General features: G+C 62.5%; 21 protein-coding genes. 9 read left to right on the forward strand and 12 right to left on the reverse strand.

What is annotated here, in order from left to right; all coding sequences use genetic code 11:
* The first annotated feature begins 49 nt into the window (after nucleotides 1-49).
* Both GJE22_RS01350 and GJE22_RS01355 read left to right on the forward strand, forming a co-directional pair.
* Nucleotides 50-1444, forward strand: a complete 1395-nt coding sequence (locus GJE22_RS01350; protein WP_019127614.1) for an aspartate kinase — start codon at nucleotides 50-52, stop codon at nucleotides 1442-1444.
* A gap of 243 nt (nucleotides 1445-1687) precedes the next feature.
* On the forward strand, nucleotides 1688-2713 hold the full coding sequence (locus GJE22_RS01355; protein ID WP_144687276.1) for an aspartate-semialdehyde dehydrogenase: 1026 nt from the start codon (nucleotides 1688-1690) through the stop codon (nucleotides 2711-2713).
* A 384-nt stretch (nucleotides 2714-3097) separates the two neighbouring features.
* On the opposite strand, the gene GJE22_RS01360 is transcribed toward GJE22_RS01355, so the two are convergent.
* Nucleotides 3098-6982, reverse strand: a complete 3885-nt coding sequence (locus tag GJE22_RS01360) for an FtsX-like permease family protein (protein ID WP_144687275.1) — start codon at nucleotides 6980-6982, stop codon at nucleotides 3098-3100.
* A gap of 9 nt (nucleotides 6983-6991) precedes the next feature.
* Nucleotides 6992-7693 carry an ABC transporter ATP-binding protein gene (locus tag GJE22_RS01365; protein ID WP_144687274.1) on the reverse strand — a complete coding sequence of 234 codons (702 nt, stop codon included), beginning with the start codon at nucleotides 7691-7693 and terminating at the stop codon, nucleotides 6992-6994.
* A 134-nt stretch (nucleotides 7694-7827) separates the two neighbouring features.
* On the opposite strand from GJE22_RS01365, the gene GJE22_RS01370 reads away from it, so the two are divergent.
* Entirely contained in the window at nucleotides 7828-8376 is a 549-nt protein-coding gene (locus GJE22_RS01370) for a TetR/AcrR family transcriptional regulator (RefSeq protein WP_022349047.1), read from the forward strand.
* 219 nt (nucleotides 8377-8595) lie between these two features.
* On the opposite strand, the gene GJE22_RS01375 is transcribed toward GJE22_RS01370, so the two are convergent.
* The 3 genes from GJE22_RS01375 to GJE22_RS01385 form a co-directional block, all read right to left on the reverse strand.
* Nucleotides 8596-8973, reverse strand: coding sequence for a MerR family transcriptional regulator (locus GJE22_RS01375; RefSeq protein ID WP_144687273.1), 378 nt, complete (start codon nucleotides 8971-8973; stop codon nucleotides 8596-8598).
* Between the two features lie 492 nt (nucleotides 8974-9465).
* The gene (locus tag GJE22_RS01380) at nucleotides 9466-10548 is read right to left on the reverse strand and encodes a 6-phosphofructokinase (RefSeq protein WP_019127620.1); all 1083 of its coding nucleotides are present in this window, start codon (nucleotides 10546-10548) and stop codon (nucleotides 9466-9468) included.
* A 192-nt stretch (nucleotides 10549-10740) separates the two neighbouring features.
* Nucleotides 10741-11376 (reverse strand): flavodoxin family protein, encoded by a 636-nt coding sequence (locus GJE22_RS01385; protein WP_144687272.1) that lies wholly within the window; start codon nucleotides 11374-11376, stop codon nucleotides 10741-10743.
* 242 nt (nucleotides 11377-11618) lie between these two features.
* Here GJE22_RS01385 and GJE22_RS01390 point away from each other — a divergent pair, with 242 nt between their 5' ends.
* The gene (locus GJE22_RS01390; protein ID WP_144687271.1) at nucleotides 11619-12737 is read left to right on the forward strand and encodes an aminotransferase; all 1119 of its coding nucleotides are present in this window, start codon (nucleotides 11619-11621) and stop codon (nucleotides 12735-12737) included.
* Nucleotides 12738-13040: 303 nt separating this feature from the next.
* On the opposite strand, the gene GJE22_RS01395 is transcribed toward GJE22_RS01390, so the two are convergent.
* From GJE22_RS01395 to GJE22_RS01425, 7 genes are all read right to left on the reverse strand, one after another.
* Nucleotides 13041-14816: a 1-deoxy-D-xylulose-5-phosphate synthase gene (locus tag GJE22_RS01395; RefSeq protein ID WP_144687270.1), complete on the reverse strand. Its 1776-nt coding sequence runs from the start codon at nucleotides 14814-14816 to the stop codon at nucleotides 13041-13043.
* Nucleotides 14817-14951: 135 nt separating this feature from the next.
* Complete coding sequence (locus GJE22_RS01400) at nucleotides 14952-15866, reverse strand: sensor histidine kinase (RefSeq protein ID WP_144687269.1); 915 nt, start codon at nucleotides 15864-15866, stop codon at nucleotides 14952-14954.
* 191 nt (nucleotides 15867-16057) lie between these two features.
* Nucleotides 16058-16906, reverse strand: coding sequence for a hypothetical protein (locus GJE22_RS01405; protein ID WP_144687268.1), 849 nt, complete (start codon nucleotides 16904-16906; stop codon nucleotides 16058-16060).
* 234 nt (nucleotides 16907-17140) lie between these two features.
* On the reverse strand, nucleotides 17141-18154 hold the full coding sequence (locus tag GJE22_RS01410) for an ATP-binding cassette domain-containing protein (RefSeq protein ID WP_144687267.1): 1014 nt from the start codon (nucleotides 18152-18154) through the stop codon (nucleotides 17141-17143).
* Between the two features lie 262 nt (nucleotides 18155-18416).
* Nucleotides 18417-19148 (reverse strand): response regulator transcription factor, encoded by a 732-nt coding sequence (locus GJE22_RS01415; RefSeq protein WP_235895728.1) that lies wholly within the window; start codon nucleotides 19146-19148, stop codon nucleotides 18417-18419.
* A gap of 92 nt (nucleotides 19149-19240) precedes the next feature.
* Nucleotides 19241-20092: a putative RNA methyltransferase gene (locus tag GJE22_RS01420; RefSeq protein WP_144687265.1), complete on the reverse strand. Its 852-nt coding sequence runs from the start codon at nucleotides 20090-20092 to the stop codon at nucleotides 19241-19243.
* A 137-nt stretch (nucleotides 20093-20229) separates the two neighbouring features.
* The gene (locus GJE22_RS01425) at nucleotides 20230-21102 is read right to left on the reverse strand and encodes a LysR family transcriptional regulator (protein WP_144687264.1); all 873 of its coding nucleotides are present in this window, start codon (nucleotides 21100-21102) and stop codon (nucleotides 20230-20232) included.
* Between the two features lie 247 nt (nucleotides 21103-21349).
* Here GJE22_RS01425 and GJE22_RS01430 point away from each other — a divergent pair, with 247 nt between their 5' ends.
* From GJE22_RS01430 to GJE22_RS01450, 5 genes are all read left to right on the forward strand, one after another.
* Nucleotides 21350-21649 (forward strand): hypothetical protein, encoded by a 300-nt coding sequence (locus GJE22_RS01430; protein WP_144687263.1) that lies wholly within the window; start codon nucleotides 21350-21352, stop codon nucleotides 21647-21649.
* Entirely contained in the window at nucleotides 21642-22316 is a 675-nt protein-coding gene (locus GJE22_RS01435) for an amino acid ABC transporter permease (RefSeq protein ID WP_019127633.1), read from the forward strand. The genes GJE22_RS01430 and GJE22_RS01435 overlap by 8 nt, the downstream gene beginning before the upstream one ends.
* A gap of 4 nt (nucleotides 22317-22320) precedes the next feature.
* A complete protein-coding gene (locus tag GJE22_RS01440; protein ID WP_144687262.1) occupies nucleotides 22321-23127 on the forward strand; it encodes an amino acid ABC transporter ATP-binding protein in 807 nt (268 codons plus the stop codon).
* Between the two features lie 55 nt (nucleotides 23128-23182).
* Nucleotides 23183-24049, forward strand: a complete 867-nt coding sequence (locus GJE22_RS01445; protein WP_218957864.1) for a transporter substrate-binding domain-containing protein — start codon at nucleotides 23183-23185, stop codon at nucleotides 24047-24049.
* 147 nt (nucleotides 24050-24196) lie between these two features.
* A complete protein-coding gene (locus tag GJE22_RS01450; RefSeq protein ID WP_144687261.1) occupies nucleotides 24197-25294 on the forward strand; it encodes an aldo/keto reductase in 1098 nt (365 codons plus the stop codon).
* Nucleotides 25295-25471: the final 177 nt, after the last annotated feature.

The following is a 25471-nucleotide window of genomic DNA, read 5'->3' on the forward strand; positions in this document are numbered from 1 at the left end:
AGAGCGCATATGCGTCCGGTGGCTGGGTCAGAAAGGTAACCTCTTCGTTATGATTAAGATTGCCAAGTTCGGAGGCTCGTCGGTAGCAGATGCCAAGCACTTTCGCCAGATCAAGAAGATCGTCGACGCCGATCCTTCCCGCCGTTTCGTGGTGGTTTCCGCTTGCGGGCGCCGCTACAAGTCCGACGCCAAGGTCACCGACCTGCTGTATCTTGTGGCCGCGCACGTGCGCTACCACGTGTCGTGCGACGATCTGCTCGAAGACATCGGCAAGCGCTATTTCGATATCGCCGAAGAGCTGGGTCTCAACTATCCCATCCACGAGGAATTTGCGGCCTTTGCCGAGCGGGCTCGCGCCGGGGAGCTCACGACTGAGGAGCTCGTGAGCCGCGGCGAGTACTTCACCGCCCAGCTGATGGCCGAATACCTGGGTCTGCCGTTCCTCGACGCCGCCGACGTCGTTGCCTTCCACCACGACGGCTCGCTTTCCATGACCCGCACGCACGCGCTCATCCAGGAGCGGGGCATTCCGGGCGGTTTCGTGATGCCGGGCTTCTACGGCGCCACGCGCGAGGGGCAGATCAAGCTGCTCGATCGCGGCGGCGGCGATATCTCGGGCTCGATTCTTGCCAAGTGCCTGGATGCCGATCTGTATGAAAACTGGACCGATGTTTCTGGCTTTCTCTCCGCCGACCCGCGCATCGTCGAGCATCCCCAGCCCATCGGCCGCATCACGTACCAGGAGATGCGCGAGCTTTCGTACATGGGCGCGAGCGTCCTGCACGAGGAGGCCGTATTCCCCGTCATGGAGGCAGGCATTCCCATCGCGGTGAAGAACACCAACCGCCCGCTCGACCCCGGAACGATCATCTCCGACCGCGAGGACTTCGTTTCCGACGAGCCCATCATCACGGGTGTAACGGGCAAGCGGAACTTTGTAGCGGTGCACATCTTCAAGGACCACATGTCCAACGAGGTGGGCTATCTGCGCCGCGTGCTTTCGATCTTCGAGCGCTATCGCGTGTCGATCGAGCACATTCCCTCGGGCATCGATTCGTTTGCCGTGGTGGTGCAGGGCTCGGATGTGAAGGACTCGCTCTGGTCGATCGTGGCCGACATCAAGACCGAGGCCACGCCCGATAGCATCAAGGTCGTGGACAACCTCGCACTCATCTCTACGGTGGGCCGCAACATGATCGGCCGTCCGGGCGTGTCGGGCAGCCTGTTTGCGGCGCTTGGCCAGGAGGGAATCTCCATCCGAATGATCGCGCAGGGCTCCGACGAGATCAACATCATCGTGGGCGTGCGCGACGACGATTTCGAGCGGGCCATTCGCGCTATCTACCGGGCGTTTTCCGATGGCGACCACCTGCTGGAGCTCTCGGACCTCAAGCGGGCCGAGGAAGAAGCCCGCGCCGAGGCGGCGGTGCTCGCGAATCGGTAGTCGCCCAACGCTACGGGGGCGCTGCCCAGCGCTACGGGGCTGCCGCGTTTGTCGGCGGGCGCCATCTCGTTCGCGGACCCGGACCTTAGGGGCTACGTGCTTTCGCGCTTGTCTGGTGAGTGCCCGAGCTTGTTCTTTAATTTGAAACATGAGCACGGTACACTCGCCTAACTGGACAAACACGGCACCGCGAGCCTGCGCAGGGCGCGCCGGCTGCCGGCGCGGGCACAACGGGAGGAACTCATGAAGCAGTACACGATCGCCATCTTGGGCGCGACGGGCGCGGTAGGCACGCAGATGCTCCAGTGCCTCGATGAGCAGGAGATTCCCGTTGGCGAGCTGCGTCTGCTGGCAAGTGCGCGCAGCGCGGGCAAGACGGTGGAGTTCCGTGGGCAGACCGTCACCATCCAAGAAGCGCGCCCCGAGGCGTTCGAGGGCTGCGACTTCGTGCTCGGCGCGGCAGACGACGCCATTGCCAAGGAGCTGCTGCCCGAGGCGGTAAAGGCCGGTGCTGTGGTGGTGGATAACAGCCATGCCTTCCGCATGGACCCCGATGTGCCGCTTGTGGTGCCCGAGATCAACGGCGCCGATGTTGCCTGGCACAAGGGCATCATCGCAAACCCCAACTGCGCGACCATCATCGGGCTCGTGCCCACGTGGCCGCTTCACCAGCTCGCGGGCGTGACGCGCATGGTCGTGTCGACGTACCAGGCTGCGAGCGGCGCCGGCGCTCCCGGCATGCAGGAGCTCGAGGCGCAGATGGCGGCGCTTGGCCGTGGGGAAGAGCTGCCCGAGCCCCGCGCGTTCGCTGCACAGCTGGTGAGCAACCTCATTCCGCAAATTGGCGGTTTCAAGGAGGAAGGCTACACCTCAGAGGAGATGAAGCTCCAGAACGAGGGTCGCAAGATCATGCACCTGCCGGAACTCCGCGTGAACTGCACCTGCGTTCGTGTGCCGGTACTGCGTTCGCATTCCGAGAGCATCACGCTTGAATTCGAGCGCGATATCACGCTCGAGGAGGCGCGCGAGGCGCTCGCCGCCGCACCGGGCGTGAAGCTCGTGGACGACCGCGAGGCCGAGGACGCGCACGACCGCTTCCCCATGCCCATCGATACCTCTGACCAGGACCTTATCTGGGTGGGCCGCGTGCGCCGCGACATTTCGAACCCCGAGCCCAACCGCGGAATCACCTTCTGGTGCTGCGGCGATCAGATTCGCAAGGGTGCCGCGACCAACGCCGTGCAGATCCTGAGGCTCCTGATCGGCTAGCTGCATGAAGGCCGTCCGGACGCCTGCTGAGACGTCGGTATGCCCGTGCGCTCGGTGTAGGGCGAACGCCTTTTCAACTTTTGGGCACTTCAACGAGGGCGGGCCGAGTATCCGCGATAGATGGTGTCCGTCTACCTGCGGAAACAATGTCGCCATATGCTCCTATATACGGGAGGCTGCGCTGGAAGTGCCCAAAAGTTGAAAGGCTCCGCGGGGCGCCCCTCTCCCGCAGCGTGATGAGCTGCTATCCCGGTGCCCCGCAGCTGCCCTGAGACAACTGTGCCGGGTCAAACTGTCTCAAGGCTGTCTCAGAGGCTATCGCGTGCTGTATGAAGGAGCGGCCCCGTATGCCGGCTCGTAGCCCGCGCCGTTGCCCAGCACATCTTACTCCGGGCTCTTGAGCGCCTCGACCATATCGATGCGGGCGAGCATGCGGTTGGTGATGAGGCTTACGGCGAGCGCGAACACGATGGAGAACGCCGCTGCGAGCGCATAGCACCACGGGTCCACCACCACGTCAAAGAAGATCGACGGCATCTTGAGGATGTACGTGAAGCTCTCGGAAAGCGCCCAACCGGCGGGCAGGCCAACCAGGATGCCGAGGCTTGTGAGCACGAGCGTCTCTTTGTTGATGTACGTGCGCACCTCGCCCGCCCGGAAGCCGAGCACCTTGATGGTGGCAATCTCACGCTCGCGCTCGCCGATGTTCACCGTCGAGAGGGTGAACAGAACTACGAAGGCGAGCCCGGCTGCTAGGCCGATGACAACGTATACGACCACGTTGATCAGCGTGAAGCTCTGCTCGAATTGCTCGCGCATCTTGGCCACGCTCGTGATGCTCAGGAAGATGTCATCACCCTCGAGCTTGTCGGCGAACGCGCGCTGCTCGGTGTCGCCGCCGGTAAGGTGCGCGAAGAAGCCGTTGGGCTCGAGCGGGCTGAAGAGCTCCTCATAGGCGTCTTCGGTCATATAGATGGCATTACCCAGGTAATTGCGAGTGATGGACTCGACCGTCACCTCGGCTTTGTCGAGAGCGCTCGTGGTGATGCTTGCCGTGTCGCCCGCGCTTAGGCCGAGCACCGTCGCAGCGTTGTTGGTCATAACAACACCGGCGTCGTCGAGGCTGATGGAGTCGCCTTCAAGCGTTTGCAGCGACACGTAATCGCTGATCTTCATGCCGCTCGGGATGATGTAGAGTTGCATGCTCTCCTTGCCGCCCTCGTGCTCGACGGTGATGGTGTCTACGCCAATGGCTTCGAGGTCCGTGACCTCATCCGCGCCTTCGAGCACGCTGCGCGCCGCCTCGAAGTCGTCGGCCGAGGTGACCGCCATGAGGTCGTAGCGGTAGATTTGCTCGTACTGGCGCGGTGCAAGCGACTCGACGGTGTTCTTAATCGAGAAACCGCAGATGAGGAGCGCCGTACAGCCCATGATGCCGAAGATGGTCATGGCAAGGCGCTTCTTATAGCGGAAGAGGTTGCGCGCGGTCACTTTGTTGAGGAACCCGAGGCGCCGCCAGAGCGGGCGGATATGCTCGAGGAAGATGCGCGACCCTGCTCGCGGCGCGCGCGGGCGCATGAGCGACGCGGGCGATTCAGTGAGATCCTTGCGGCAGGTGATGAACGTTGCTCCCGCGATGCCTGCCACGAACGCCACGATGCCAAGGACGGCGTAGAACAGGTCGAAGTGCAGGCTGAAGAGAGGTAGCAGGTACATGGCCTGGAAGATATAGAACAGCACGTAGGGGATGACCACAAACCCAGCGATATCGCCGACGATGCCGCCGATGAGCGCCGCGGATCCCGTATAGATAAGGTACTTGGAGAGGATGCGCGCGTTCGAATAGCCGAGCGCCTTGTAGAGGCCAACGAGCCCGCGCTCCTCTTCTACCATGCGCGTCGCCGTGGTGAGACTCACAAGAATGGCTACAACGAAGAAGATGACCGGGATGATGCGGGCGATGGCCTCGATGGATGATGCATCGGAATCGACGCTCGAGAAGCTGCCGAGGGCGCTGCGGTCCTGCACGTACCAGGTGGCGCTTTCGACCTCATCTACTTGCGCGCGGGCGTCGGCGATCTGCTGCAGGGCGTCGGCGCGCTCTGTCTCAAAGGTGGCGCGGCCCTCGTCAAGCTCGGCTTGGGCGTCGGCAAGCTGGGACAGGCCTGCGTCGATGGTCTGCTGAGCGTCGGCAAGCTGGGCGAGCGCCGAGGTACGCTGTGTGGCGAGCTCCGATTGCGCAGCATCGAGGAGCTCGAGACCGTTTTGCGCGGTGGCGAGGCCGGCGCGGGCATCACGCTCGGTTGCATCGAGCGCTTCGAGCCCGGCATTGATCTGGGCTTGGGCCCCCTCGAGGCCTCCGTCGATCTGTGCGATCGCCGCGTTGACTTGGGCGAGGCCCGAGGCAGCTTGGCCCATGCCCTGGGCGAGCTGAGCGACTGCGCTTTGGTCGCCCCCGGCAGTGAGTTGCTGCAGTTGCTCTTGCGCCTGCTCAAGCTGCACAATCACGCTTGCTAGGTCGTCGTAGTGAATGGTTATGCCGCCATAGGAAAGCACGAGCGTTTCGGTGATCGCCGCGCGTTCCTTCTCGAGCGCAGTTTGTTCGTTGGCGAGTGCTTCCTGCTCGGCGCTGAGCGTTTGCTGCTCTTCTTGCAGGGTGGTCTGCTCGTCGAGTAGCTCGGTGCGCTGGACGTCGCCATCGGGGAGTGATGCCAGCTCGGCTTCAATCTGGGCGAGGCGCTCATCAATAGCCGCTTGGCGATTGGAGATCTCGCCGTCGCGCACCGCAATCTCTTGTAGGCGCTCGTCGATCTCGGCGCGGCGTGCAAGCTCGGGCGCGTACTGGGCCTCCATTATTTGCTGGCCGAGTCGTGCAAGACTGAGCAGTTGCGAGACCTCGCTGGCATAGGCGTCGACGGCATTGATGAAGGCCTGCTCCTCGGCAACGGGCTCTTCCGTTCCGGTCCAGGAGGAGAGCGTGTTCCAGGTCGCGGCCAGCTCGGCGCTGGCGGCGATTTGGTCGTTGCTGAGCCTGCTTACGAGCTCGTCGCCTTGCTGCTTGGCTACGGCCACACCCGCTTCTGCTTGCGATTTCGCGTCTGCAAGCGCATCGAGGCTGTCGAGCTGCCCGTTCAACTCGCTGCGCGTCGTCTCGATCGTCGCCAAGCCTTCGCGTGCCTGCTCGATGCCGTCAAGCGCGGCAGCGCGCTGCTCATCAATGGTTGCCTGGGCGTCGTTCAGCTCGCTAAGGGCGTTGGCGCGCTGCGTGTCGAGCTCCTGTTGCCCGGCGAGCGCATCGGCGAGACTCTCGTCGATCGTTGCCTGCCCATCGATGAGCTCCTGCTCGGCATCGGCAAGCTGCTGGTGAGCGTCGGCTTCGCTTACGGCAATCTCGTCAAGGGCATCCGACTTGATCTCTTCGGTGCGTGCGCGCTCGCGCTGGGGCGCCAGGTCTTCAACACGGCTCTGAACCTCGTCCACGCGTGCCTCATATTCGCTCGAATACGAGGAGAGCCCTTCGGTCCCCGAAACGGTGAGGTAGACAACGGTATAGGAGCTTGTGTCGGCCACGGCGCTTTCGTCTACGAAGAACGTGTAATCGCTCGAGGTGCTCGCGCGAAACGCGATGGGGCCTTCAGGCTGCGTGATATTGGTTGGGTCGATGACCGCGCCAACGATGGTATACGTGCCGCCGGGAATGAGCGGGTCGTCGGTGGAGCTCTGCTCGTCGCCCGATTCGCCGGAATCCGCTTCGCTTCCGGTGTCTGCGCTCGTGTTGAGGTCGGAAAGTCCTGTGGGGTCTTCTGCAACGGCATCCTCGAAGGTCACGGTGTCGCCGATCGATTTGTTCGCCGCGTTCAGGTAGTTTTCCGTGACCGCGATTTCGTTCGGCGCGTCGGGAAGCGAGCCCTCCACCACATACGGTTCGTTGATGCCAGAGCTGAGCAGCGTCTTGAGCATTACGGTCGAGCGGATGCCATCGACTTCGGTGTAGGTTTCGATTTCGTAGCCGCCCTCCGCCACGGCGATGCCTTCGATGCCGGCGAGTTCATCGAGGTCGTCCTGGGTGAGACCGAGCGTCGATTGCACCGAGATGTCGTAGAGATGCTGGCGTTCGTAGAGCGCCTCGGCCGATTCGCGCAGGTCGAGGCAGGCGATGGAGAGCCCGGTGAGCATCGTGGCGCCAAGCGCGCAAATCGCTGCGATGGAAAGATAGCGTTTCTTGCTGCCGCCGATCGTGCGCAGGATGTCCTTGGAAAACGCCCTCATCGCTCGCTCCTACCACTCGATGCGCTCGATGGGCGTTGGGTTCGGATTGAGCTTCATGTCGGTCACGCGGCCGCTCTTGAAGCGAATGAGGCGGTCGGCCATGGGGGCGAGGGCAGAGTTGTGCGTGATGATGATGACGGTGATGCCGTCGCGCCGACAGGTATCTTGGAGGAGCTGCAGGATCTGCTTGCCTGTTTGGTAGTCGAGGGCGCCCGTGGGTTCGTCGCAGAGCAGGAGTTTGGGGGCCTTGGCGATAGCGCGAGCGATGGAGACGCGCTGCTGCTCGCCGCCCGAAAGCTGGGCGGGGAAGTTTCCCAGGCGCTTGGCGAGGCCCACCTTGCAGAGGGATTCCTCGGCATCGAGGGCATTGGCGCACACCTGGGCCGCGAGCTCGACGTTTTCGAGCGCGGTGAGGTTGGGAACAAGGTTGTAGAACTGGAACACGAAGCCCACGTCGGTGCGGCGGTACTCCACGAGCTCGCGTTCGGTTGCATGGGTGATGTTGCGACCGTCGACCATGACCGTTCCCGACGTGGCTGTGTCCATACCGCCCAAGATGTTGAGCGCCGTGGTTTTGCCAGCGCCGGATGCGCCGAGAATGACGGCAAGCTCGCCGCGCTCGACGGTGAAGTTCGCGCCATCAAGCGCGTTGATCTGCGATTCGCCTGCGCCGTATGTTTTAACGACGTTGTTGAACTCGATGTATGCCATGGGTCCGCCTAGCTATGTCGTGCCGCGATATTACTCGACAGCATGTTGTCTAAATGTAGTATAGTGGCAGCGTAGGGGGGAAGGCGAGGAATGTTCGACACATGGAAACGAATTGTCGAGCGATGGGGGCCGCCATGAGAAAGCAGCCGCAGGTGACCGAACAGACGCGGGCGAATCTTATGCAGGCGTTCTGGGATCTTTACCTCGAAAAACCAATTGAGAAGATCACCATACGGGAGATTACGGATCGCGCGGGCTACAACCGTGCGACGTTCTACCTGTATTATCGCGACGTGTACGATTTGTTCGACCAGCTTGAAGAGAGCATTTTGGGCCAGGTCCGGCAGCTGGTCAACGATCGCCTCCTAGGGGAGGAGACGCTGGACTTTACGCACCATATGGGGTTCATCCTTGAGCTTGCCCAGCGATTCGCGACCTATATGCCGAAACTGCTTACGAGCGATCCGTCGTTTTCGGCGCGGCTTAAGGTCATCATCGCCCCGCTGCTCGACCGGTTCATCCTGCCGGCGCGTAACCTTTCCGAGGAGGAGCGCTACCTTGTACGTGAGTTCTACACGAGCGGCGTGCTGAGTGCCATTACCGCTTGGATGATGACCGATCCAGCCGAGCGCATGCCCATCGACCGGCTTATTGCGCTTATCGTGAAGGCGGTCGGGCTCTAGCCGGCTTTGGCTGTTCTGGCATGCGGGCGGTGCTGGCCGGGACTGCGCAGCCTGGTCATTCTAGTGCTGGGGCGATGCGGCTGGGAGACGTCACCGGCCTGCGGAGCTGCCCAGCCGGTTCGGCCTGCGGAGCTGCCCAGCTGGCTCGCCGTGCCGGGATGAGCTTCGACGTCGAATCGCGAAGCTGCCTAGCTGCATCGCCGTGCCGGGATCAGCTTTCTAGTTCTCGAGCCCTTGCTCCGCCTTGCGAATGATGCTGTCGTAGTTCTCAATCTTATAGTTGAGGCGATCGAGGCCCGCTTGCATCTCGTTGATGCGTTCCTGCACGAGGTCGCGCTGCTCTTCAAGGAGCGCCTTGCGTGCGGCGACGGTTGAGTCGCCCTCGGCAAAGAGCTGCATGTACTCGATGAGCGCCTCGATGGATACGTTGGCGCCGCGCATGCACTTGATGAACTGGATGCGCGCGCAATCTGCGTCGCTGTAATCGCGGATGCCGCTCTCGTTGCGTCGTACGTGCTCAAGGAGCCCGATACGCTCGTAATAGCGCAGGGTGTCCGCGCTGATGTCGTACTTTTTGGAAACTTCCGCAATGCGCATGGTGGTTCTCCTTCTGTTCGCTCACTGTACACCATAGTGCTTGAAGCGAACTCCAAGTCAAGAGGCGCGTTAGGTTGGTCTTCGCGAGGGTTGCGCCGGGCTATTCGGGCGCTTTCGAACTTGAAATGTGGCGGCTGGTCGTGCTCTTGCAGAGTTCGTTCCACTATTGGGAATATCTTTTTCAAATGCCTGGAGTATTCGCTTACCACGTGAAACGAATCCTGCGGTTTTGTTAGCACGAACGAGCTGCAGCCACGGTTTGTAGAAAAGAAGTTCCCAAAAGTGGAGCGAACCTTGTTTGGAGGTCTCGTTCAGCAAAATGCCCTGTCGCAGAGTTAAATTTGGCGAATGCCTACTCTGTGACAGGGCGATTTTTAGACGTAGGGCGTGGCGGGCACGTAGCGTCGGCGCGGTGCGCGGCGCGCGTTGCAAGGCGGGGCTGGCGTACTGCGGCCGGCGCGAGACGAGGTCGCAATGCGCGGTGTGCCTCGCTTACTCGTCGCCGAAGCTGATGCCGAGCGCTTTTGCCTCGCGCACGAGATCGCTTTCGGGATCGACGTACTTGAGCTTGCCGGCAACATCTTCAAGGGGCACGCGGCACATGTGGCGATCGCGCTGCGCCACCATAAAGCCGAACTCGCCTTCGAGGCAGCCGAGTGCCGCCTCCACGCCGCACTGTGTGGCGAAGATGCGGTCCTGAGCATCGGGGATGCCGCCGCGCTGGGTATGGCCGGGGATGGCAACGCGGGTCTCGCGCCCGGTCTTCGACTCAATCTCCTTAGCGATGTCGTACACGATCGACGGGCTCGTGCGAGCCGCTACCTTCTTCTTATATTCCTTCTTGGACAGCGCGGCGTCCTCTTTGGAGATGGCGCCCTCCGCCACCGCGATGATGGTGAAACGGCTGCCCGTTTCCATGCGCTTTTCGATGGTCTTGATCACGTTGTCCATGCTGTACGGAATCTCGGGAATCAAGATTACGTCTGCACCGCCGGCAACGCCCGCGTACAGCGGGATCCAGCCGACCTTGTGCCCCATGATCTCGATCACGAATACGCGGCCATGCGAGCTCGCGGTGGTGTGAATGTCGTCGATGCACTTGGTGGCGATCTCCACGGCGCTCGTGAAACCGAACGTCATCTCGGTGCCCCAGGTATCGTTATCGATGGTCTTGGGCAGTGCGATAACGTTGAGGCCCTCCTGCGATAGGCGGTTTGCCGTCTTGGTGGAGCCGTTGCCGCCCAGCATGAAGAGGCAATCGAGGTTGAGGTCGTGATAGGTCTGCTTCATGGCGGGAACCTTCTCCACGCCGTCGGCCTCGGGCGTGTCGATGCGCTTGAACGGCGTGCGGCTCGTTCCCAGGATGGTGCCGCCGCGCGTGAGGATGCCGCTGAAGTCGTGGGCATCCATCTTGCGATAGCGCCGATAGATCATGCCCTGGTAGCCGTCCTCAAAGCCGTAGATCTCAACGGGCTCAGAGCTCTTGTTGATGAGCGTCTTGACGATGCCGCGCATGGTGGCGTTGAGGGCCTGGCAATCGCCACCACTGGTGAGCAAGCCAATTCGAAGTGTCATGATGATCCCCTTCCCCGGAGTGATGCATGCGTTAAGTGTACTCCGAGTGAGTCATATTGGGACGGGGTTGTTTTGACGCAGCCATATTGGAATGTGGGCGGCGCGCCTCATAGAGGAGATGCAGGGCAGCGAGCCAAATTGCCCTGTCCTGAGTCAAAACGGCCCCGTCCCAGAATGATGCAAAATGATGGGCTATCGGACGAAATTGGTCATCTCGCTTGGCTCTTGAGCGGGCAGGGCGATTCCTGCCGCGCGCCCCGCCTCGATGCACTTGAGCATCCAGGCCATGTTGCGGCCAAGTTGCCGCATGGTCCAGAGGCCCTCGGCATCCTGCTCGACCTCTTCGGCGGAGTTGCCGTGTACGTTGTTCCAGTACCGTGAGCTTACGATTGGCATCTGGGCGATGGTGAAGAACTTGTTGATATCCTCGAACGCGGCCGTTGTTCCGGCGCGCCTGGCGCTCAGCACGGCTGCTGCTGGTTTGAAGCGCAGGTTGCTCTGGGTGCCACCCTTGCCGTCTGCATAAAAGAGACGGTCCATGAAACCAAGGAGCGACGAGGCGGCATGTGCATAGTGCACCGGCGCTCCAAAGACGAAGCCGTCTGCTTCGGCGAGCTTTGCACGCGCCTGGTTGACGCTATCGTTGAAGACGCAGGTTCCCGTTGACCTGCAGGCTTGGCATGCCACGCACCCGCCGACTGGCTTGGCTCCGATCCAGAACAGTTCGGCTTCTATGCCCTCGGCCTCAAGCGAACGGGCAACCTCCTCGAGCGCGCGGTTGGTGCATCCGTTTTTGTGCGGGCTGCCGTTGACGAGCAAAACTTTCATCCGATTTCCTCCCGATGCAAGCGGTACATTCATCGGGCATTGTACCCAGCTCGTAATCTTTTCGGGCGTGGGCGGTGCGCTTTGCAGCGGGGTGCGGGACAATGAGTCAAAATGGACCCGTCCCAAAATGACTCGTGGTGGTCACCGCTTTGGGCGTGCTCTCGCTCGTGTTGCTCGGCATGGGAATCATCAGCTTGTAACCACTGCAATCAACGCAATTGGGCTGCTAGAAAGGATTGAATATGAACATCGCAACCATCGGCGTGGAGGACTGGCTCAACGTTTACGAGAAGAGCGCGACGGTGGATATTGCCCAGTCGACCATCGCGTCGCTCACCATGGACGAGATCTTGCGACTCGACGGCACGGATGGCGCCGGTTTTTACGAGCAGCTTGGCCGGGAAAAGATGAACTACGGCTGGATCGAGGGCTCGCCCGACTTCAAAGCGGAGGTGGCGAAGTTTTACGAAAACGTCGAGCCCGAGAACATCTTGCAGACGAATGGCGCTACCGGCGCGAACCTTCTCGCCCTTATGACGCTCGTGGAACCGGGCGACCACGTGATCGCGGAGTATCCAACCTACCAGCCGCTGTACGAGATTCCCCGCACGCTCGGGGCGGATGTGGAGTACTGGCATATTCAGGAGGAACTTGGCTGGCAGCCGGACATTGCCGAGCTCGAGCGGCTCGTGAGGCCGAATACCAAGCTCATCTGCATTAACAACGCGTCAAATCCGCTCGGCACCGTGCTCTCGCGCGAGACGCTTGAGCGAATTGTCGAGATTGCGCGTTCGGTGGGCGCTTATGTGCTTTCGGACGAGGTGTATCTGCCGCTGGAGGATACGGATTCATTTGTTTCCATGGCCGATCTGTACGACCGCGCCGTGGTGACGAACAGTATTTCCAAGACGTACTCGGTGCCGGCTGCGCGCATTGGCTGGACGGTGTCGAATGCCGAGGTGGCGGACCGGATTCGCACGTACCGCGACTACACGCTCATTTGCGGAGGTGTGTTCAACGACGCTTTGGCGGTCCATGTGCTGCGCAACCGCGAGCGGATTATGGAGCGTAACCGCGCCATCGTGTTCGGCAACCGTGCCATCGCACAGGCGTGGGTGGACGAGGAGCCGCGCGTGCGCTGGGTTGCGCCCAAGGGGGTGTCTACGTCGTACATCCAGTTCGATATCCCGATGGACGACGAGGAGTTCTGCCTGAAGCTCCTGCGCGAGCGCGGCGTGCTGCTGGTGCCGGGTAGCCGGTTCGAGCTGCCCTGCGGCGCGCGTTTGGGCTACTGCGCATCCGAGGAGACGCTTCGTCGTGGCTTGGCGCTGCTTTCGGAGGCGCTGCGCGAATTCGACTGAGTCATTTTGGGACGGGTCCATTTGGCCATTTTGGGACGGGTCCGTTTTGACTCATTCTGTCGCTATCTGAAAACCGCCGTCGGGATCAAACGTCCTGGCGGCGGTTTCTTGTTCGCGTTATGGGGCAGGGACGCTGCGCGGGCGGCGGAAGTTTCTGTGATGGGCCGGGGCAAGCACGGGCGACCAGAACAGCCGCGATGAGCCGGGGCCTCCGCGATGAGTCAAAACGGACCCGTCCCAATATGACCGGCGGAGGTGCGGATGAGTCAAAACGGACCCGTCCCAAAATGACTCAAAATGACCTTACAGCAAGCTGGTGATGTCGCGGACGATTCCCTCGACGGTGACGCCGTTCTGCTCAAGCAGCTTGCGAGGGTCAAAGCGGTCATGGAAGTGGTTATCGATGCCGTAGCAGCGAACGCGCACGTCACGGTCGCTCAGGCGTCGGGCAATCTTTTCACCCCATCCGCCGGCGAGGACGCCGTCTTCCAGCGTGACAACAACGCGGTGCCGATCGGGCAGGGAAGAAATGAGCTCCTCGTCAAATTCCGAGGCGAAGCGCGGGTTGACGAGTGTGGCTTGGATCCCATGCTCAGCAAGGGCAGCTACGACCCGTTCGCCAAGCTCGAAGAAATCGCCCAAGGCGAGTACGGCAACATCCTGGCCATGCTTCACGACACGGTATGCTGGCTTGGAGAAATCAGGCGCATCGGTAAAATCGGCCACAAGGTCGGGGCGCGAAACGGGTTTGGTCCCCGGCACGCGAATCACGACGGGCAGCTCGCGCTGGCCAAGCGACCAGTCGAGCATAAGCAGGTATTCCTCGACGCAGGTTGGGGCGAACACGCGCAGGTTGGGCAAGCTCCCCAGCATGGCGAGGTCAAAATAGTTGAGATGCGTTTCGGCTGAAGCGCCGAAGACCGACGCGCCGATGTCGAGAATGGTAGCCGGCGCACAGTTGAGGCAGAGATCGTGCCAGAGCTCGTCGTAAGAGCGCTGCAGGAATGCGCCATAGACGCCGAACACCGGCGAGGCGCCTGCCGCGGCGAGCGACGTGATGAATGTGACTGCATGCTCCTCAGCGATGCCAACGTCCACGAACTGCTGCCCGGCTTGGGCGCGGCGCTCCTGGGTGAAGCCCATGACATAGGGCATGCCCGCCGTCACGCCAACAACGCGCGGGTCGCGCTTCATGGCCTCGAGCAGGTGTGCGCCGGTGATATCGGCATAGGTGCCCTCCGGGACATCGCCCGAGATGAGCGTATGCTTGCGGCCCGATTCGATGTCGAAGGAGCCAACATGGTGCCAAACCTCGGGCGCACGCTCCGCGGGATCATAGCCGGCGCCTTTGGTGGTGTGGACGTGCAGCACCACGGGATGGTCGATGCCGCGAAGCGCTTCGAGCGCCTCGACCAGAGAGTCGACGTCGTTCCCCTCTTCGAGGTAGCGATAATCGAACCCCATCGCGCGGAAGATGTTGTTCGAGGCAGTTCCGCCCGAGGTGCGCAGGCGCGCCAGGCAGCCGTAGATTCCGCCATGGTTTTCGGCGATCGACTGGTCGTTGTCATTAACCACGATAACGATGCCGCTGTTCAAAACGGCGGCGTTGTCGAGCCCCTCGAATGCGAGCCCGCCCGAGAGCGAGCCGTCGCCAATTACGGCAACGACATCGTAGCGCTCGCCGGCAAGGTCGCGCGCCTTGGCTAGGCCGCACGCCAAGCTGATGGAGGTCGAGGTGTGGCCCATCGAGAAGAAGTCGTGCTCTGACTCGTGCGGATTGGAGAACCCGGAGACCTCGCCGTAATGCGCGGGGTCGGTGAACGCCGCAGCGCGCCCGGTAAGTACCTTGTGGGCATAGCTCTGATGAGAAACGTCAAAGATGATCTTGTCGCGCGGCGAATCGAAGACGCGGTGCAGCGCGACGGTGAGCTCAACGACTCCGAGATTGGGAGCGAGGTGGCCGCCAACAGCAGCTGCGTTTTCGAGGATGGCGCGGCGAACTTCGTCGCATAGCTGGGGGAGCGCCGTGGCATCGAGTGCCTTCACGTCCCGTGGTGATGCGATGTGTTCGAGAAGCATGACGCGCCCGCTCCGTACCCTCCGATGCGAAACGCCCCCTCTGGTCGTTTCGAGAACATTTAGTTTCTCACATTCCGCTGAGGGATGTGTGAACGCTCTGCGAACGGCGCGGGCGAAAAATGTGGAGGGCCGACGCTACCTGGGGCAAGTGAGGGTGATGGACAGCGAACGCGGCGCGGCATCGCTCAGGTGTGCAGTGAGCTCCATGCCCATGGCATGGGCAAGGTTGGCCGAGACGGCGAGCCCAAGGCCGCTTCCGGCGGCGTGACGGGCGGAGTCGGCCTGGTAGAAGCGGTCGAAGAGCCGCGCAGTATCGATGCTGGCCGTGCTCGCTACCGGGTTCTCGACCGTGACGGAGGCCTCTCCTCGGCTCGTGAGCTGCACGAGGACCCTCGGCGCGCCCGAGCCGTGGCGCACGGCGTTGGTAACGAGATTCTCCAGGATGCGGGCGAGGGCATCTGGATCGGCCAGGACGACGAGGTCTCGCCCCGGGGCCTCGTCGGGCATGCAGAGTTCCGGCTCCCAACCCCGTTTCTCGAATTCGGGATAATGGCCTACCAGCACGCGTTCGATAAGCGGGCGAAGCGCGACGGGCTGCATGTTGAGCGTAAGGTCGGGGTCGGTGGATTTGGTGTAGGCGAAGAGCTCGTCGAGCAAAGCCGTCGTGCTGTCGATGCGGGAGGTCGCGGCCGCAAGGTGGAGCTGGCGAGTGCTGGCATCGGTCTCGTCATAGGCAAGCTGGAGATACCCTTTGGCGCCGGTGAGCGGCGTGCGAATGTCATGCGAGAGGGCCGAGAGGTCGCGCTGGAACTCATCTTGGTGACGCTGCGCGTCGACTCGCTCCCGTGAGGAGCGATCGAGCTCGGTGTTCACGGCGTCGGCGAGGTCGCGGATGCCGGGCACGCCCACCGCGGTGGTGGCGCGGGCGTTGCTGCGCGGTTCGCGCGCTTGCAGGAACCGGGCGATGCGTCGGAGCTCGGTGGCGTAGGTCGCCATGGTGATGAGGGCACCTAGAGCGATGCCGAGCACGAGCAGGGCGGCGGCGAGCATGGCACTCCTTTCCTACGTTGGCCGTCTGATACCTCGTTCACGATTGTAGCGTGGCACCCGGAATGGTTCGCCAACACCCGGTGTCTACGCGTCAGATGAAACGCCAACACCCGGTGTCCACGAACCACCCACGGGGCAAGTGGTTCGCCAACACCCGGTGCCGGCGAACCACGGGCGAACCATGTTGCAGGTTAGATGTCGCGCTTGCGGCCGATGGCAAGGACGAGGGCGCTGGCGGCGGCGATCCACAGCGCAGGCGCAACGATCGCTTGCGTGATGCCCGCACCCGGCAGCGCGGCGCCGAGTGCGCCCCAGCCCGCGGCCATCGACGATGCGCCACCAGCGAAAAGCCAGTTGGTCAAGTTGGAGGGTATCCAGCACACAAGCTCGCTGAGCACATCGGCAACGCCCATGAGTCCGGGCGCATACGCCTGGATGAGGCCGGATGCAAGCGAAAGCGTCTCGGGAGCGATCGCGCTGCAGAGCATGAACGAGCCGATGTAGCTTATGGGGACGATACGCGTAGCGTAGACGAGGATGAGCGAGAGCACGGCAAGCGCCCAGACGTTCATGCACGATGCGACCGCCCAAGCGATGAAGGCCAGCGGGTCATCCATCGTCTCGAAGCGCATGCCGAATACGGCTCCCAGCGCAAGGGTGATGAGGCTCAGCGAGGCGAACACGATGACCGTTACGACGCCGGCGAACACGATGCGCTCCGCAAAATAGGAGAGGCGCCCGGTGCGGGCAGGCACGAGGCTGCGCACGAAGCCCTCCTTGAAGTCGGCGAGGCAGTGTTCAACCACGAAAAAGCAGACGAACAGCGGTATGAGGCTGCCGAGCATGGAGCCAAGCATAGCGCTCGGGGACGAGAACACCGTGAAGCTGCGAATCATATCGCCGGATGGATCGAACATGAGGAACGAACCGAACAGCAAGGCATATACTGCCAGGCAGAATCCGAGGTACTGCCAGAGGGCTCCGCGCAGGCCGTGGACGCGGGTGATGCGGTAGAGGTCGGCTTTCAGAAGGTTCAACATAGGGGGCTCCTTCCATGGGGAGCATGGGCCAATAGGGGCACGTGCTCTTGTGAGGGATGGGTTTCGGGGTTGCTTTCAGGTGCGCCGGGGCCCTTGCTGCTGCGCGCGAGCTCGCTGCTGGCAGCGCCTCGACTCTTTCGGCTGCTGGCTGGCTCGCTAGCGCCGGCGCCCCGAGGAAAGCAGATACGCGATGGCGCCGATGAGGATGGTGTCGAGGATGAGGCCTCCCATGGTCTACCTCCGTGGTTCGATGGTGGGGAGGGTGGCGTTGTCTGCTCCTCCCATGAGTTCCACAAAATACTCTTCGATGTCGCGTTCGAGCACGCTGAGCTCGACGATCGTTTGATTGGCGGCGGAGAGCACACGAGAAATCTCCTCTGCCCGGGGCGCACCGCTCGCCGACGCGTCGCCCGCTGCGCCGCCAAACGCCGCGGCCGCGTGGCGCGTCCCACCCGCTCCGGCGACCACGATGCCCTGGTCCGGCTCAACGCGGAACGTCGCTCCCGCCAGATGCTCCTCGAGGATGGCGAGGCTGCGCGCGGGGTCGGTGGTCTTCACGCGCACCGAGCTCCCGCAGGCGGTATGCAGCTCTTCCTCGGTAAACTCGCGCACCATGCTGCCTTCGCGGATGACGCCGAAGCGCGTTGCCATGCGGTTGAGCTGGTCGAGCACATGGCTTGAGATGACCATGGTCACGCCGCGTTCGTGGTTGAGGCGCATGAGCACGCTGCGCAGCGCGCGGGTTTCTTCTGGATCGATGCCGTTAAACGGCTCGTCGAGGAGTAGCAGGTCGGGCGAGCCCACGAGCGCGAGGGCCAGGCCCAGGCGCTGCTTCATGCCAAGGGAGAACTTCTTCGTCTTGCGCGCGCCGGCGTCTTCAAGTCCAACAAGCGTTAGCAACTCGGTACATTGTTCGCGCGGCCGGACGACGCCTATGGAGAGTGCCTTCATCATGAGGTTCTCGAATGCCGAGAAATTCGGCAGCAGGCCCGGCTGCTCGATGAGCGTTCCGATGCGCGAGAAGGCGCTCGAGAACCCGCCGTCCGTGCGCTGCTCGTCAAAGAGCTTGATGCTGCCGGATGTGGGCGTTACGAGCCCGGCGATCATTTTCATGGTGGTGGATTTGCCCGCGCCGTTCTTTCCCACGAAGCCGTAGATATCGCCCTGACCCACGCGCATGTTGAGGCCATCGACAGCGCGCGTTCCGCCGTACGCCTTGGTGAGGCCGTTGATCTGGATGACGTTCATAGCGGTTCCAATCTCTGGGTTTCCGTTTGTTGGCATTAAGTATGGAGGGCGATTCTTCATGAACCTTGAAGCAACCTTTAAGGAAGTCTAAAGCCCTGATTCAACATGCGCCGGGGCATCGTGCGGGCGCGGACCGCTGCTCCGCATGGTCATTTTGGGACGTGTTTCGGTCATTTTGGGACGTGTTTCAAATGACCCAAATGAGTCGTTTGAAACACGTCCCAAAATGACCCAAAATGACCCACGGAGTGTCGGCGGTCCCTCAGCCGACGAGCTTGAAGCCCATGCCCCAAACGGTCTTGATGTAATCGGCGGTGCCCGTTGGCTTAAGCTTCGTCCGGATGTTCGAGACGTGCACGTTCACGGTATTCGCGTCCGCTGCATAGGGCTCTCCCCAAGCGCCCTCGAAGAGCTCCTGCTTGGTGAAGACACGGCTCGGGTGGCGCATGAGCATTTCAACGATGTTGAACTCGATGCGGGTGAGGTCCACGGGTTTCCCGGCGGCGATGAATGTGCGCGCCTCGTGGTCGAGCTCCCAATCGCGGAAGCGCAGGGTGGATCCCGCACTGCCGGATACCGCGACATGCCCGCGGTGACGCAGCTGCACCTCGACGCGCGCGACGAGCTCGTCGAGGTCGAAGGGCTTGGTGAGGTAGTCGTCCGCGCCGAGTTTCAGCAGGTCGATCTTGTCCGCCGCGGTGGTGCGGGCCGAGATCACGATAACGGGCACGTCCGCGCCGTTCTCGCGGATGGCCGTCACGAGCTCCTCGCCGGTTGTGCCCGGAAGCATGAGGTCACTGATGATGAGGTCGAAGGGGAATGCCGCACCCATGGCTTTTCCCTCGGCGCGCTCCTTCAGCCCCCGCTCGAGAAGCAGCTTCGCCTCGCTGCCCGAGAACGCCTGCGTACACAGGTAGCCGTCGCGCTCAAGGCGCGTGGCGACGATCTGGTTGATGTCGGCGTCGTCCTCGATGATCAGCACGCGCGTAGCCACGGTGCGCCTCCCTTCTCGCATGACCGCATCAAGTATAACCACCCGGCGAGCTGGTTGCCCCGGCACCCTGTGGCCCGCCGTCCGCAGCCGCGTTACTCGAAGGCGCCTATGAGCACCTCGGCCTCGACGGTCACGTGCGTGAGCCCGCTCCAGTCGATGCGCTCCGTGTCGACGTTGAAGAGCAGGGGCGTCATATGGATGAGCGCGTCGAGCGCGTCGGGATTGATGGGATGCGCGCTCGAGACCGTGTAATGGTTCCGGAGCGTGCAACAGCTGGAGAAATGATCGAGTACGCGCTGGTTGGAGTACGAGCTGTGGACGAGCTGCCCCGCGGCGCGCTCGCGGAGCTCGTGGAGGTGCCGGGCGGTGGGGACGACTTTGATCACGATGCCTCCGGGCGCGAGCACGCGGCGGAGCTCATCATAATTGGCGGGCGAGAACACGTCGAGCGCGCAATCGATGCAGCCGTCGAGGACGGGGATCGCGGCGAGGTCGGCAACGAGCCAGGCGATGCCATCATCGGCATCGAGGCCGGCGGCAAGCTGCACCGAATCCTTCGAGATGTCGAAGGCGCAGACCTCGGCTCCGGTTCGCGCGCGCACCGCACGGGCGAAGTAGCCCTCGCCGCATCCGGCATCGAGTACGCGGGGCACGCGACGCGCCGTTTCTCCCAAGGAGGCTACCTCACGGCACAGGGCCTCGGCGATCGGCTCGTAGAGGCCGTTTTCGAACACCGTGCGCCGCAGGTGGAACGACTCGCGGCCATACCGAGCGGGCTTCTTGCTCCCGCGCAGCAGGTTCACATATCCTTGACGGGCAAGGTCGAAGCGATGGCCCGCCTCACAGGCAAGCGAGGTGCCGTGGAGCTCGAGCGGCAAGCGGCATACCGGGCAGGCGAGGAGTGTGTTGCACCGCAGGAATCGTGCGCGCTTCCGTTCGTCCATGTGATGCCTTCCGGTCGATGGTGTTCGATGCTTCGTGCCTGTCAGCGATTGTAGCGCAGGGTGTGCATTCGTCTCACGGCGGGGCTAAAGGGGAGCCGCGCGCGACGAAGCTCTCCGAAGTCTCCTCACGCGCGCCGCTATCCCCATCGTTCGCGGATGCTCTGCAAGAAGACGTTCGCGGCGGGGGAGAAGCTTTGGTAGCGTTTCCATCCGATGGAAACGTCGGCGGTGAGCGGAGGGTCGAGCGGACAGAACGCGAGCTCGCTCGTGGGGGAGGTGGCGGCGATGCCCTCGAGGCCGAGCACGTAGCCAACGCCTCCGCGCGCGAGAAGGGCAGCGTTGTACAGCAGGTTGTACGTCGCCACGACATCGAGATCTTCCAGGTCGCGTTTGAACCAGCGGCTCATTTCGTTTCCGGCTTGCTGGGATAGGATGATGGGCTTCCCTATGAGGTCTTCGGGCGCGATTCGCTCGCGCGCCGCTAGCGGATCATCTTGGCGCATGAGCACGCCCCAGGCGTTTTGCGCAGGTAGCGGGAGCGATTCGAAGCGTCCCAGGTCCGTCGGGCCCAGGAAGAGACCGAAGTCGATGCGCCCGGTCTCGAGGCGCTCGCTCACGTCCACGGCGTTGCCGCTGTACAGGCTGAATGTCATGAGCGGATAGGTGTTCTGCAGCTCGGAGATGATATCGGCAACGAGCGACATGGCCGGGGTCTCTCCGCCGCCGATGCGCACCTCGCCGGCAAGCGTGTTGGGCGATGTGCGAAATTCCCGCTCCGTGCGGTCGACGAGGTCGACGATCTCCTCCGCACGGCTCCTCAAGCGCATGCCCTCTTCGGTGAGCTCGATCCGTCGCTTGCCCCGTTCGAACAGCGTGCATCCGAGCTCGTGCTCGAGTTCCTGCATCTGGCGTGAGAGCGTGGGCTGTGAAAGGTGGAGCACGTTGGCCGCTCCGGAGATGGTCCCCTCGCGGGCAATCATGAGAAAGTAGCTCAGGGTGCGAAGTTCCACTGGTTGGCCTCCGTTCAAGAGGTGGTGCCGACGCTCGATGTGCGCTTGCACGCGTTTGCCGATAGCGCCCGACGTGCGCTTGTATGCACCTGACTGCGATGTGCCCTGCATGCACCTGTCCGCGATGCGCGCCCGCATGCACTTGGTCGATAGTATCATACGTTTACCGAATAATAGCCAATGCAATATAAGTATTTTACATGTTATGTCCTGCGCCCTAGGATGACCCCTGAAAGGAGAGGGTGAGATGGGCGAGTTGACCGACGATCTGTGCCGCTGCCTTGAGGCGGCGCAATGCGATGCCGCGCTGGCGGCGCGTGCGACCTGCGCGTGCGAAGAAGGGCGTTTGCGCGAGGCGAAGCGCGTGCTATTGAGCCAGCGTCAACAGCTGCTCGATGATGTGCACAGCAAGCAGCGAAGCATCGATGAGATCGATCACGTGCTGCACCGTATGGGCCGCCTTGATACGCCGCCAGCAGCACCGCCAGCAGCGCAGCCGACCGCGCCGCGGGGCGCCCGAGGCGGCGAAGGGGCGGACCATGTCTGATCGCGTGCTGGGCATCTTGGCCGATTCCTTCGTGCAGATTCTCATTCCAGGGCTCACGGCAACCATTCCGTTGGCGCTCATCTCGTTTGTATTGGCGCTTGGAATCGCCGTCGTTGTGGCGCTCGTGCAGTATGCGCGCATTCCCGTGTTGCGCCAGCTCGCACGTCTCTACATCTGGATCATTCGCGGCACGCCGCTCCTCATCCAGCTCTACGTGGTGTTTTACGGTCTTCCCGATCTTGGCATCACGCTCGATCCGTGGCCCTCGGCCATCATCGTGTTTTCCATCAACACGGGTGCGTATTCCGCCGAAACCATTCGCGGCGCGCTCGAGAGCGTGCCGGCGGGTCAGCTTGAGGCGGGGTACTGCGTGGGAATGACCTACCTGCAGGTTATGCGGCGCATCGTGCTGCCGCAGGCACTTCGCACGGCGTTCCCGCCGCTTTCCAACGAGCTCATCTCGCTTGTGAAAGATACCTCGCTTGCTGCGAACATCACGGTACTCGAAATGCTCATGGCCACGCAGCGCATCGTTTCGCGCACGTACGAGGCATTGCCGCTGTATCTAGAAGTCGGTGTTATCTACCTGATCTTCTCCACGGCGCTCACGTGGCTGCAGGGTTGGGGTGAGCGCGCGCTCGCGAGGCGCGGCATGGAGAGGGGGTAGGACCATGGCTGAGGTTTCTACGACAACGCCCATTCTGCAGTTCACGGGGGTGCGCAAGGCGTTTGGCGATGCGGAGGTGCTTCATGGCATCGACCTGGCGGTTGAGCGCGGCGAGGTCGTGGCCGTCCTCGGGCCCTCGGGTTCAGGCAAGACGACCCTGTTGCGTTGCGCAAACCTGCTTGAGCACGCCGATGCGGGCGAGCTTGCGCTCGATGGGGCCCACTTCGATTTGGCTCGTGTTACCGTGAAGGAAGCTGCCGAGATTCGGCGTAACACGGCGTTCGTCTTCCAGTCATACAACCTCTTTCGCAACCGAACGGTACTCGGCAATGTGACCGAGGGGCTCGTGGTGGCGCACCGCATGCCTAAGGACGAGGCACGCGAGATCGCCGTGAGGTGCTTGGAACGCGTGGGCATGGCAGGCCGGCTCGATGCCTACCCGGTGCAGCTGTCTGGCGGTCAGCAGCAGCGTGTTGCCATCGCGCGTGCCATGGCGACGAGCCCGAAAGTCGTCTACTTCGACGAGCCAACTTCGGCGCTCGACCCAGAGCTGACGGTCGAGGTGCTCGGCGTCATGCGCGACCTCGCCCAAGACGGCATGACCATGGTGGTCGTGACGCACGAGATGGGCTTCGCGCGGAATGTTGCGGACCGCGTGGTGTTTATGGAGCATGGCATGGTTCAGGCCGAGGCGCCCGCGCGGGAGTTCTTCGACCACCCGGCCAACGAACGCGTCCGCGCGTTTTTAGACACCGTGCGTGGTCCGCAGACACTCGGTGAATCGCAGACACCCGGTGTCTACGAACCATGAATCGTAGACACCGGGTGTCTACGAACCACTGGGATTTAGAAGGAAAGGACACACTATGGTTAGCACGATGCATGATCAGGCCCTGAGCCGCCGAGAAGTTATTGTGGGTGCAGGTGCCCTTGCGGCGCTCGCTGGCCTTGCGGGCTGCAGCGGCGACGGTGGTGGTGCAGGCTCGATGGACGTCGGCGACTCCGGCTCTGCGGCCGCTTCGGACGACCTGCTCGCACAAATACAAGAGCGCGGGAGCATGACGTTTGCCACCGAGGGCACATGGAGCCCCTGGACGTTCCACAACGAGGTGGGGGAGCTCACCGGCTTTGACATCGAGGTCGCGCGCGCCATCGCTGCAGAGCTGGGCGTCGATGCCGAGTTCGCAGAAGGCGAATGGGATGGCCTGCTTGCGGGTCTCGATTCGGGGCGCTACGACACCATGGCGAACGGTGTTTCGGTGGCGCCGGAGCGCGAGGAGAAGTACGCGTTCACCGACCCGTACGCATACAATCGGATCGTGGTTATTACCACGGAAGACTCCGATATCGCGAGTATGCACGACCTCAGCGGCAAGACGACGGCGAACACGCTGGGATCGAGCTACGCAACGCTCGCCGAGAGCTATGGCGCCACCAATACCGGCGTTGACGATTTCAACCAGACCATTGAACTGCTCGAGGCGGGGCGCATCGACGCCACGCTGAACGACGAGGTCGTGTTCTACGACTACATGGAGCAGCATCCCGAGGCCGGTCTCAAAATCGCTGCCGAGAACAGCGAGCCCACCCATGTGGCATTCCCGCTGCGCCGTGAGGCGGCTACGGAATCCCTGCTCAGCGCCATGAACGACGCAATCGCCTCGCTGCGCGAGAGCGGCACGCTCGCCGAGCTTTCCAATGAGTTCTTCGGCATGGATATCTCCGAGGCATAAAAGCGCTGGGCGGCCAGAGCGAATTGCTTCGGCGATTACTTGCTTTTGAGTGAACTCCAAGGTGCACAATCGTGGCATGAGGCTGCCCATGGGGCGTGCCTGCAACGACAGGCACCTGCAGCGACAAGTGCAGCAACGGAGGAGAACATGGAGTATCGCACTCTGCCGCATGGCGGCGACAAGATCAGCGTGATCGGACTTGGATCGGGAGGGTTGCATAACGCGAGCTCGGCTGAGATTGAGCGCACCATCGACGCGGCGGTTGACGCCGGTATCAACCATTTCGATTTCATCCCGAGCGAGGCCGCCCCGCTCGCGGTGATGGGGCGCGTTCTCGGCCGTCATCGCGACCGGGTGCACATCCAGGTGCATATCGGAGCGCTGTACGAAAGCGGAGCGTATGGGTGGACGACCAAGGCGGCTCCCGCTATTGCGGAGTTCGAGCAGCGCCTGGCAGCCATCGGCACCGATTATGCCGACTTCGGCTTTATTCACTGTATCGACGAAGATGCCGATCTCGATCGCGTGATGAATGGCGGCATATGGGATTATGCTCAGGCACGCAAAGCCGACGGCACCATTCGCCACCTGGCGTTTTCCACGCACAGCCTGCATATCGCGCGAGAGCTGCTCGCAACGGGATCCTTCGACCTCGCTATGTTCAGCTTGAATCCAATGTACGACTATACCGACGAGTCCGAATATGGTCAGGGCGAGGCCGCCGACCGCGCGCTGCTATACCGCGAGTTCGAGCGCGCGGGCGTGGGCGTTGCGGTGATGAAGCCGTTTGCGGGCGGTCAGCTGCTCGATGCCGAGCAGTCACCGTTCGGGCGGGCGCTCACGCGCTCCCAATGCATTCAGTACGCACTCGATAAACCGGGTGTCCTCACGGTGCTGCCGGGTGTGCACGGCGTGTCCGACCTGCGCGATCTGCTCTCCTTCTTCGAGGCGTCACCCGAGGAGCGCGACTATTCCGTCCTCGCGTCCATGGCCCCGCAAACGCGCGAGGCGAGGTGCGTGTATTGCAACCATTGCCAGCCCTGTCCGGCCGGCATTCAGATCGGTCTGGTCAACAAGTATTACGACTTGGCGTGTGTGGGGGATGAGCTGGCGGCCGAGCACTATCGCAATTTGGAGCATCATGCAGGGGAGTGCATCGGTTGCGGTCACTGCGATCGCCGGTGCCCCTTCGGCGTCGCTCAAAGCGAGCGCATGGCCCAGATCGCGGCATACTTCGGAGCCTAGGGAAACGATGATTTCATCTTCGGGGCGATCGGGACTGCAGCTTTTGGGCACTTCGGGGCGGAAGGCCCGGGTAGCCGCGCCGCGATCGGGAGGCCGCCGGCCCCCTGAGCTGCGCCTTTCCCTCCATCCCGCTCGCCCGTACCCGCCCGCCGCGCGAGGAAGTGCCCAAAAGTTGAG

Source organism: Enorma shizhengliae (assembly GCF_009676995.1).
Lineage (GTDB): Bacteria > Actinomycetota > Coriobacteriia > Coriobacteriales > Coriobacteriaceae > Enorma > Enorma massiliensis.